Annotated in this window: 11 protein-coding genes; 1 reads left to right on the plus strand and 10 read right to left on the minus strand. The window is 61.5% G+C overall.

Translation table 11 applies throughout. The annotated features are described in order from the left end of the window. The coding region (locus tag PSV43_RS16175) for a calcium-binding protein (RefSeq protein WP_300199522.1) at positions 1-1,571 on the plus strand (1,571 nt) is incomplete at its 5' end. Here the strand turns inward: PSV43_RS16175 and PSV43_RS16180 are convergent. The 10 genes from PSV43_RS16180 to PSV43_RS16225 all read right to left on the minus strand — a co-directional run. Next, positions 1,548-1,913 carry a hypothetical protein gene (locus tag PSV43_RS16180; protein WP_300199524.1) on the minus strand — a complete coding sequence of 122 codons (366 nt, stop codon included), beginning with the start codon at positions 1,911-1,913 and terminating at the stop codon, positions 1,548-1,550. The genes PSV43_RS16175 and PSV43_RS16180 overlap by 24 nt on opposite strands. Positions 1,914-1,917: 4 nt before the next feature. After that, positions 1,918-2,208, minus strand: coding sequence for a hypothetical protein (locus PSV43_RS16185; protein ID WP_300199527.1), 291 nt, complete (start codon positions 2,206-2,208; stop codon positions 1,918-1,920). Positions 2,209-2,229: 21 nt separating this feature from the next. Next, a complete protein-coding gene (locus tag PSV43_RS16190; RefSeq protein WP_300199530.1) occupies positions 2,230-2,484 on the minus strand; it encodes a cation-transporting P-type ATPase in 255 nt (84 codons plus the stop codon). Between the two features lie 15 nt (positions 2,485-2,499). Further along, positions 2,500-3,843 carry a hemolysin family protein gene (locus PSV43_RS16195; protein ID WP_300199533.1) on the minus strand — a complete coding sequence of 448 codons (1,344 nt, stop codon included), beginning with the start codon at positions 3,841-3,843 and terminating at the stop codon, positions 2,500-2,502. A gap of 57 nt (positions 3,844-3,900) precedes the next feature. Continuing rightward, on the minus strand, positions 3,901-6,318 hold the full coding sequence (gene ppsA, locus PSV43_RS16200; RefSeq protein ID WP_300199536.1) for a phosphoenolpyruvate synthase: 2,418 nt from the start codon (positions 6,316-6,318) through the stop codon (positions 3,901-3,903). Then, positions 6,315-7,175: a sugar phosphate isomerase/epimerase family protein gene (locus tag PSV43_RS16205; RefSeq protein ID WP_300199539.1), complete on the minus strand. Its 861-nt coding sequence runs from the start codon at positions 7,173-7,175 to the stop codon at positions 6,315-6,317. The genes ppsA and PSV43_RS16205 overlap by 4 nt, the downstream gene beginning before the upstream one ends. Beyond that, positions 7,172-8,572: a hypothetical protein gene (locus PSV43_RS16210; protein ID WP_300199542.1), complete on the minus strand. Its 1,401-nt coding sequence runs from the start codon at positions 8,570-8,572 to the stop codon at positions 7,172-7,174. Before PSV43_RS16210 ends, PSV43_RS16205 begins: the two co-directional genes overlap by 4 nt. A gap of 9 nt (positions 8,573-8,581) precedes the next feature. Continuing rightward, positions 8,582-8,836 carry a DUF2934 domain-containing protein gene (locus PSV43_RS16215; RefSeq protein ID WP_300199545.1) on the minus strand — a complete coding sequence of 85 codons (255 nt, stop codon included), beginning with the start codon at positions 8,834-8,836 and terminating at the stop codon, positions 8,582-8,584. A gap of 38 nt (positions 8,837-8,874) precedes the next feature. Further along, entirely contained in the window at positions 8,875-9,873 is a 999-nt protein-coding gene (locus PSV43_RS16220; protein WP_345784669.1) for a 2-hydroxyacid dehydrogenase, read from the minus strand. Positions 9,874-9,919: 46 nt separating this feature from the next. Next, positions 9,920-10,393, minus strand: a 474-nt coding sequence (locus PSV43_RS16225) for an L-lactate permease (RefSeq protein ID WP_300199551.1), incomplete at its 5' end; no start/stop codon positions are given.

The raw sequence follows: 10,393 nt of genomic DNA on the forward strand, positions 1-10,393 counted from the left end.
GCAGCGACGAAATCACCTCCGGCGACGGCACGAAGATTGTCCTCGGCGGCGACGGTCTCGACACCATCATCGCAGGCACCGGCAAGCACTGGGTCTTGGGAGACAACGGTTTGATCACCTATGTGGCGCTCGGCCTGACCGGAGCGGGCGAACCACAAATCATTGAGACCAGCGACACCCTCGCGGCGACCGGTGGCGATGACATTATCACGCTGACAGACGGAGACAGCGTCGTGCTCGGCGGCATGGGCGTTGACACAATCACCACTGGCTCTGGCAATGACACGATCCTCGGCGACAACGGCACAGCCACCTATGACAGCGCCACAGGCACTGCCATCATCAGCGACATGATCAGCACCCAGCTTTCCCTCGGTGGCGATGACATCATCAGCGCTGGATCGGGCAATAACATTCTCATCGGCGGCTTCGGCGCGGATCGCATCACCAGCCTGGAAGGTGACGACATCGTTGCCGGTGACAATGCCCACGCCGTCTTCAGTGCGGCAGGCATTCTCACCTTCTTCACCTCCATCAGCCCCGAAATCGGCGGAGACGACATCATCGACGCTGGCGACGGCAACAACATCGTCCTTGGCGGCCTCGGTGCCGACACCATCACCACCGGAACAGGAGCCGATCTCCTCATTGGCGACAACGGCAATGCCACCTTCACCACGGCGGGTATTCTGACCTTCCTCACCACCAGCGATCACACTCTCGGTGGAAATGACACCCTGCGCAGCGGCGCTGGCGATGACCTCGTATTCGGCGGTGCGGGCAGCGATTACATCGATGGCGGTGAAGGCAACGACACCCTCATTGGTGACAACGGCTACTACAGCCAGATAGCTCTCCTCTATCTCCACCAGCCGCGCGGTATCATTCTTCTGGAGGAGAATGTTAATGTCCTTGATGGTCGCGTTGAAGGTGACGACATCATTCTTGGTGGAGCAGGCAATGACATAATTTACGGCGAAGGCGGAGCAGACAGTCTGGATGGCGGCTCCGGTGACGACACAATCTTTGGCGGTGCCGACAACGACCTGATTCAAGGCGGCCTTGATAACGACACCTTGCTGGGCGGGGCTGGATACGATTTCCTGGACGGCGGCTACGGTTCAGACACTCTCTATGTGGACGACATTGATGGCTGGGCAGGTGGCATGCCTGAGGACACGATCATTGGCGGTCCGTTCTTCAGCACAAACTCGCAGCTCTCCTTCGGAATGTATCCCCTTGGATACTCCAGCGGCGCCTCGACACCACTCGGCGGGTTCAATGGTCTGGACAGCAACACTGAAACGTCGATGGCAGAAACGCTTCTGATTATCCTTGGGGCTGACGGCTGGTCTGGCGAATCCGGATTCGAAGGCGGTCTGTCCACTGTTCTATCTTCGGCGGCAGGCGAGGGGCTTTCCCTTCTCAGTTACAACCTCATGCGCTGGGGCGGCTCCGGACAGTCCTTTGTGTTCTTGATTTTCGGCAATTTAGGAGGTCTGCCCCTTGCAGGAATCGGTGACTTCATCGAAGCGCTATGGAGCGATTTATTGGTTTTGATGAATGGCTAGTACTCCGCAAAAACTGAGCTGACGTTGCCCGGTGTCATTTCGAAGAAGTACTGCGGTGAGCGCAGTTTGCTGGTAATCTGAGAGACAAGTTTGTTTCCGCCCACTCCTACGAACGATCGCTTCAAACTTTGGGCAAGAGCTTTTTGAATCGTCGCGGCAGTATCGCTTGGCACGGAGATCTTGTGCGGGCATTTTCTCCAACTCGGCGCCATCCACGGCGATGTCGCCCTCGCGTGCGATGCTGAGCGCGGTGGCAATGGCGAGGCCTGTGGCCTTGTGACCGCCCGTGACCATGACGGGCCGGATGCCGGCGGCGCGGCATTCGGCGACGGCGACTTTCACCTCGTTACGCGGAGGGTCCATCTGTCCGACGTGGCCGAGCAGTGAGCGCGGCCTCGGCGGCTTCGAGCGCGGCGGCTTCCAGCAGACGCGCATCCGCCACCACCGCATCGCCTGCGGCGAGCAGCACCACAACACGGGGCACCAGATCATGCGCCTCGATGTTTTCCTCCCTGCCGCTGCGCCGCACGCGCACCTTGAGCGCGGAGAGCTTGCGCAGTGATTCCATCGAACGCTCCGCGCGCCCTTCCTGCACGGTGCCGATGAGCGAGTTGGCGAACACCACCACGAGGATCACGCCCGCACCGCCACGATGCCCCTAGGCGAACGTGATCACCGCCGCGACGTACAGGATGTAAATGAGCGGACTTGCGAACTGCCCGGCAAACACCCGCCAGAGCGAGCGGTGCTTCGTCTCGGGCAGCGTGTTCGGTCCATGCTCGGCGAGACGGCGGACGGCCTCGTTTGGCGTGAGCCCTTTGTCAGGCGCGGCCGCATGGCGGGTGAGCACGTCGCTGATGGCAAGATTATGCCAGCAGTGGACGGGCGTGGTGGGAGCGGCAGCCGGAGTCACGGGGAAAGTTTAGAGTTAAGGCGCGCGCGGGCCGTCTGGCACTGCGGCGGCGGGTTCCATCGGCTTTGGTCGATGAATCAAAATTTTGTCGAGCCGGTGCCGGTCCACATCGGCCACCTCAAAGCGGAAACCGCCCCACTCGAAGTGGTCGCCCTCACGCGGGATGCGCTGCATCTGATGCAGGATGAAGCCGCCCAGAGTCTCATAGCTTTCATTCTCCTCGCCGGGCAGCAGCGTCACACCGAGCAGGGGCTTGAGCTCATCCAGTTTCAGCAGGGCATCCACGAGCCATGAGCCGTCGTCACGCAGGACGATGCGGGGTTGCGGCGGTTGATCGAACGATGGAATGTCGCCGACGATCTCCTCGAACACATCCACCAACGTCACCAGGCCCTGCACGGTGCCGAACTCATCGGGCACGAGGGCCAGATGCTTGCGGCTCTGCTTGAAGGTTTCCAGGAGCTTGAGCGCCGTCATGCTGGCCGGTACGAACAGCGGCTCGGTGAGCACATCCCGCAGGTGGAATGGCTGAGCCAGGGAAAGGTGCGCCCATAGCACCTTCACGGACACCATGCCGAGCACCTGGTCACGGTTGTTTTCATACACGGGAAAATAGGAATGGCCGCTGTCGATGGTTTTCCGCCAGTTCACCTCGTTGGCGTCGGCAGCATTGAGCCAGATGATCTGCGCGCGCTGCGTCATGAGGTCGCCGACACATTTCGTGTCCAGCACCAGCGCCTGCTCCACCATTTCCTTCTCAGTCTTGAAGAACACTCCAGCGTGATGCCCCTGCTCGACCAGCGTGCGCACTTCCTCCTCTGTCACAGGCGGCTCCGGCCTGGCGCGAAACCCAAAAAGGTGCAGCACCTCATCTGTCGTCGCGCCCAGCACTCTCACCACGGGATGAGTGATGAGCGACAACCGCCGCATGGGCCGCGCCAGCGCCAGTGCGACGCCGAGGGGATTGTTCAAAGCCAGCCGCTTCGGCACCAGTTCGCCCAGAACCACGGACAAAAACGTGAGGCCCAGCACCACCACGCCGATGCCGATGGCCTCAGCATACGGGGCCAGCACCGGGATCGACTGCAACGCTCCGGCGATCACCTTGGCGATCGTCGCACCGCTGAAGGCACCCGCCAGAATGCCGATGAGCGTGATGCCCACCTGCACGGTGGAGAGGAAACGATTTGGCTCCTCGCTCAGCTCCAGCGCGGCCCTCGCCCGCGCATCGCCCTGCTCGGTCAGCTTGCGCAGCCGCGTCTTGCAAACCGAAACGATGGAGATTTCAGCCATGGCAAAGAGACCGTTCGCCGCAATGAGGAGCAGGACGATGAGGATCTCAGCGGCGATGACGTTCATACTTACATGAGATGAAGAATTGTTTAAGAGTCGCTCGAATGAGCAACCCCCCCCATTTCATGAGTGCTTCAATACATCCTCCGTCTCCAAAATCGCCAGCGTCGTTTTCAGCACGGTGTCGGGATTGAGCGAGATGCTGTCGATGCCTTGCTCGACGAGGAACTGGGCGAACTCGGGGTAATCACTCGGGGCCTGGCCGCAGATGCCGATTTTGCGGCCTTTGGCGCGGCAGGTGGCGATGACCCGGGTGATCATGGACTTCACGGCGGCGTTTCGTTCGTCGAAAATGGGCGCGACGATCTCGCTGTCGCGATCCACGCCGAGGATGAGCTGGGTGAGGTCGTTCGAGCCGATGCTGAAGCCGTCAAAGAGTTCGGCGAACTCCTCGGCGAGGATGACGTTGGCGGGGATCTCGCACATGACATAAATCTCCAGGCCGCCCTGCCCGCGCTTTAGTCCATGTTTTTCCATCTCGGCCTGCACCTTGATCCCTTCCTCGATGGTGCGGCAGAAGGGGATCATCAGTTTGAGATTCGTGAGGCCCATCTCGTCGCGAACCTTTTTCACCGCGCGGCACTCCAGCGCGAAGCCCGCCTGGTAGCGCGGGTGGTAGTAACGGCTGGCACCACGGAAGCCGAGCATCGGATTTTCCTCCGCAGGCTCGTAGGCCTTGCCGCCGATGAGATTGGCATACTCGTTCGTTTTGAAGTCGCTGAGGCGCAGGATGACCTCCTTCGGATAAAACGCGGCGGCGATCATGGCGACGCCTTGCGCGAGTTTATCGACGAAGAACTGCGGCTTGTCGGTGTAGCCAGCGGTGAGCTTCTCGATCTCGGTTTTGGCGGCGGTGTCTGCGAGCTTGTCGAAGTCGATCAAAGCAAGCGGATGAATCTTGATGTAGGTGCTGATGATGAACTCCATCCGCGCGAGGCCCACGCCGTCATTCGGGATGAAGGAGAGGGCAAAAGCCTCCTCGGGATTGGCGAGGTTCATCATCACCTTCGTGCGTGGTTTGGCGAGGGCCTTCAGGTCGGTGCGCTGCACTTCAAAGGGTAGCGCACTTTCATAAACAAAGCCGGTGTCGCCCTCGGCGCAGCTCACGGTGACCATCTGGCCGTCCTTCAGCGCCTCCGTGCCGTGCTCCGTGCCGACGATGGCCGGCACGCCGAGCTCGCGGCTGACGATGGCGGCATGGCAGGTACGCCCGCCGCGATTGGTGATGATGCCGGCAGCCTTTTTCATGATGGGCTGCCAGTCGGGATCGGTCTTGTCGGTGACGAGCACTTCGCCCTCCTGAAACTGGCCGATGAACTCGGCGCTTTTGATCACACGCACCCGCCCCGTGGCGATCTTGGCACCGACGCTGCGCCCGCTGGTCAGCACGGTGCTGCGCTTGCTCAAAACATAGGATTCGAGCACGTCGAGATCCTTGCGCGATTGCACGGTCTCAGGCCGGGCCTGCACGATGAACAACTCGCCGGTGATGCCATCCTTGGCCCATTCAAGGTCCATCGGCGCGTGCTGACCGCGTTTCGCCGAGTAGTGGTCTTCGACAATGCAGGCCCAGCGGGCGAGTTCGAGCACTTCATCATCCGTGATTGCGAGCCTTGCACGATCCGCGGGTGCCACGGGGATGTTTTTCACCATCTTCCCACCACCGGAATCATAGACGAGTTTGAACTCCTTGCTGCCCACCGTCTTTTGCAATACGGGGCGGTGTCCCGTCTTCAGCGTGGGTTTGAAAACGAGAAACTCGTCCGGTGTGACGGAGCCCTGCACCACGTTTTCGCCGAGGCCATAGGCGGCGCTGATCATCACCGCGTCGCGGAAGCCGCTCTCGGTATCAATGGTGAACATGACACCGGAGCAGGCGAGATCGGAGCGCACCATGCGCTGCACGCCGATGCTGAGCGCGACCTTGAAATGGTCGAAGCCCTTGTCCACGCGGTAGCTGATGGCGCGGTCGGTGAAGAGCGAGGCGAAGCAGCGCTTGCACGTCTCCAGGAGCGCGGTGGTGCCGTGGACATTCAGATAGGTCTCCTGCTGTCCGGCGAAGCTCGCATCCGGCAAGTCTTCGGCGGTGGCTGAGGAGCGCACCGCGACATCCAGCGGCACCGTGCTGACGCCTTGCAACTGGCGATAGGCCGCCTCAATGAGCGTCTGCAAATCAGCCGGCAGCGTGGCGCTGAGAATGGCCTGCCGCACCGCGTGGCCGCGTTCGCTCAAGTTTGCCATGTCATGCGTGTCGAGGTCCGCGAGCGTGGCACGGATGCGCTCGTCGAGCTGCGCCTCACGGATGAAATGGCGGAAAGCCTCTGCCGTGATGGCGAAGCCGTCGGGCACCTTCACGCCCTGGCTGGCGAGTTCACGCACCATCTCGCCGAGCGAGGCATTTTTGCCGCCGACGAGCGGAACGTCATCGATGGTGATGTCGGCGAACCATTTGATGAAGGGGTGTGATGTGGGGGTGTTCATGGTGGGTTGGAGTGACTGGCATTTGCAGGCAGAAGATGGGCCAGGAAGTCCCTGCCTTGGCGGGCGCGGGTGAGGGTGTCTGCCACCGTCTCATTTTCCCGCGCTGACATTTCGATGATGAGTCCGCCACGGAACTGATAGCGCCGGAGTTCGGAGAGCAGCCACGGCCAGTCGATGCTGCCATCGCCGGGAATGAGATGGGCATCCCAGTCACCATGATTGTCGTTGATGTGGACCATCTTGAGGTGGCCGGAGAGCTTGTGGATGACGTTGCCCAGGTCACCACTGAGCCGGGCGTGGCCGGTGTCGAGGCAGGTGCCGACGGTGCAGGTGCTGATCTCGCCGAGGAGGTACATCATGTCTCGCGTCTGGCCGAAGAGCAGGTGCGGCAGCATGTTTTCCAACAGGAGCTGAACGCCGGTCTCGCAGCAATGCGCGGCCACGCGGTTGAGTGAAACGGCGGCGTGGTGCATGCGCTGGAGAAATTCCTCCTGCGGTGGCCGGCCTTCGCGTTCGGGGCCGGGATGCAGCACGATGTTTTCCGCGCCGAGCAGCGCGGCGGCGCGGCAGGCGGTGATGAGCTCGGTCACGGCGGCCTCGCGGGCCGCGTCGTCCGGCGCGGTGATGTCGATACGGTCCGCAAAGGGCGCGTGGAAAGAGATGGGGCGCAGGCCGAGCGTGCGCATCATCTCTCCTGCGCGGTGCACATCGTCCTCACGGTGGTAGTCGAGGTGCTGCGGGAAAGAGCAGACTTCAATCGCCTGAAACCCGCTGGCGCGAATTTCTTCGAGCACGCTGAAGATGCTGTGGCGATAAAAGCAGCCGGTGGACAGACCGATGGGCCAGAGAGGAGTCATGGTGTATTTGGTTCGAGAAGCTTTTGGCGCAAGGGCTCTAGGCCGCAGCTCCCGCTCGCTGGAGGAAAACAGAAACCTTTCTCACGCGTGGAGGTGCAGTTCAGGTCAACGAGCGGATCAAGACCGGTGGCATGAAGTCCGGCAAAGAGCCGGGTGTAAAAGTCGGCGCGGATCGCGGGCACATAATCGCCCCAGTTCACGCCCCAGTTGAACGCGGGGTTTTCAAACTTGGAGCGGATGAATCCCGCGATGTGCCGTGGATGCCACCCGGCCGCCAGGAGGCAGCGCGTGACGAGCTGCATTCCGGCGGGCTTCAGCAGCAGGTCATTGGGCCAGAGCACAACATGCCGGACGCAGGACGGCAGTGACTCCATGGACGTGCGGTCATAAGTTTCATGCCAGCGCTCTTTGGCATCATGCTGGTCGGAGTAGAAATACTCATGAAAACGACGCAAAGGCGAGCTGAGATAGTCCTCCAGCAGGCGCTCGGTGCCTTTCTCCTGCTCAGGGATGCGCACGCAAGCACGGCGGGCGAGGTCGCGCACGTCCGCGTCCACCTGGCGCACCTTGATGGCCTGGCGGATGTCGATCTCATGCAGTGGAATGGCACGGAAAGTGGGGATTTCTCCCTCAATCCCAAGCGAGCGTGCGAGACCGCTGACCCACGGCTTGAGATAGTGGGTGAAGGGCATGCGCACCATGCGCGTGTGCAGCGGGTCGCCGTATTCGGAGATGTCGATGGAGATGATCTCCCGCTGCTTCGTCGTGTTCGGCCCGACATGCACTGCGGTGATCTCCACGGGAAATTCACACAGCGGCGCGGCGGCTTCCTTCACACGGTGCGCCACATGTTCCATGAGCAGTGAGACAGCGGCAAACATGCGCTGCGCCTCGCGGTCAGCTATCTCAGCAAGCCCCTGCGGCACACGTTCCGCGCAGGCATCCAGCAGTTCCGGGGCAGGGCATAGCGAGGAGAGGCGGCCCGCCAGCGCGGAGGCCCGCGCGATGCGCCAGACGAAATGATGCCCCTGGCCGGTGATCTGATGCAGCGGACGGATGCCCCAGCCGAGCAGCAGCGTTTCGATCACGCGCACCACCGGCTCCTGAAGATCAAAGGTGCGCCACGGGTCGAGATAGGCTTCGGCGGGGGAGTCAAAGTTCACATACTCCACATCCAGATGCAGCAGCACGGAAGCGGAATCCGCGATAGAGCGGGCGATGTCCAGCTCGCTGGTGAGATAGTGGTCAAGATCAAGCGGTGGCCGCAACTGACGCTGGTCAAACTGGCAGCCATCCGATTGCGTGATGTAAGCCGCCGTTGCATGATCCAGCGTGTCCCCGCCGAGAAACTCGATGAGGCGGCTGCGCACGGCGGGATCAGCATAGACGGATGGCATGGTGTCAGTTCAATGAAGGGTGAGTTGGGCTTCCGCCTCCAGCCAGTGCTGCATCTCCTGCCCCTCGGGACAGCCTGCGCTGACATAGATGAAGTAGGCACGAGTGGCGATCTCCTCACGCGTGATCTGCGAAGCGGCTTCGGGTTTCTTTGGCGATGCTGCTGTAGGTTTGCGGGCAGGTTTTGTAGCAAGGGCAGGCTTCTTGGTCGGCTTGGCAGCGGATGCGGGTGCCTTCTTCGCGGCTGCTTTTGGGGTGGTTTTCATGGTGCTGATGGATGGCGGGTTTGGATGAATGAAAAACGTCACGCCACCACGCGCTCGGCCACGGGTTCGTGGCCATCGCGGAAGCGCGTGATGCTGTCGAGTGTCACACGCGTGATCTCGGAAAGAGCTTCGTGCGTGAGGAATGCCTGGTGGGCGGTGATGAGCACGTTTGGGAAAGTCATGAGCCGGGCCAGTTCATCGTCCTGGAGCACCGTGCCGGAGTGATCCTCAAAGAAGATGCCCTCCTCTTCCTCATACACATCCAGGGCCACGCCGCCGAGGTGGCCGGACTTGAGCGCGTCGATCACGGCGGCACTATCCACGAGCTTGCCTCGGCTGGTGTTCACCAGATAGGCTCCTGGCTTCATGAGGGCAATGGACGCCACATTGAGCAGGTGATGCGTCTCCGCTGTGAGCGGCAGATGCAGGCTGACCACGTCACTCTCACTCAGCAGCGCTTCCACGCTGGTGTAGGTGATGCCGTGCTCCGCCGCCCATTCGTCCATCGGGTGCGGGTCATACCCGAGCACACGACAGCCGAATCCACGAAAAATCTGCGCCGCCACACGTCCGATCTTGCCAGTGCCGATGATGCCGACGGTCTTTCCATGCAGGTCAAAGCCGACGAGGCCGCTGAGCGAGAAATTTTGCTCGCGCACCCGGTTGTAGGCGCGGTGAATCTTCCGGTTCAGCGCCATGAGCAGAGCCACCGTATGCTCAGCGACGGCGTGAGGTGAATACGCTGGCACACGCACGATGGTGATGCGCAGCTCGGCCGCTGCCGCACGATCCACATTGTTAAAACCTGCGCAGCGCAGCGCCACCAGCCGCACACCGAGTGCGGCCAGCTTGGTGAGGCAGTCCCGGTCCAGCCGGTCATTGACGAAAACGCACACTGCATCCGCTCCCTGAGCGGTACTGACTGTCTCAGCCGTGAGGCGGAACTCGTGATGGTGCAGGATGAAATCGGCACCATTGGCTGCACGCCCGAAGTAGTCACGGTCGTAGGGTTTGGTGTCGTAGAAGGCGAGGGTGATGGGTGGCATGATGTGCGGATGGTTTGTGTACGCAGGTTGCGGTGTTTTAGTGCAGGAACAAGGTCACGACTGTGGCCACCAAGCCGTAGATCAGCATCGGCCCCAGGGTCTTTTTGAGGATCTCACCCTCGGCATTGCCCAGGCCGAGCACGGAGCAGACGGCGACGATGTTGTGGACGGCGACCATATTGCCCATTGCACCACCAACCGATTGCAGCGCGAGGATCGTGGTGCGCTCCAGGCTCATCTGCGTGGCGATGGAGTCCTGAATGGGGCCAAAGGTGAGATTGGAGATGGTGCAGGAGCCAGCGAAAAACGAGCCGAGCGCCCCGAGATAAGCGGCCAGATATTGCCACCAGCCGCCGGTGGCTGCGGCGAGTGAATGACCGATCAACATCACGGCCGAGTCACGCCCGCCGACCATCAGCAGGCGCACAAACACCAGCGCCCCGAGCAATGCCAAAAGGGGCTGGCGCATCCGTGCGGTGGACTCGTGCCAGACCTTCCATGCAGTGCCCGC

The organism is Prosthecobacter sp., from assembly GCF_029946185.1.
In the GTDB taxonomy this organism is placed as follows: Bacteria; Verrucomicrobiota; Verrucomicrobiia; order Verrucomicrobiales; family Verrucomicrobiaceae; genus Prosthecobacter.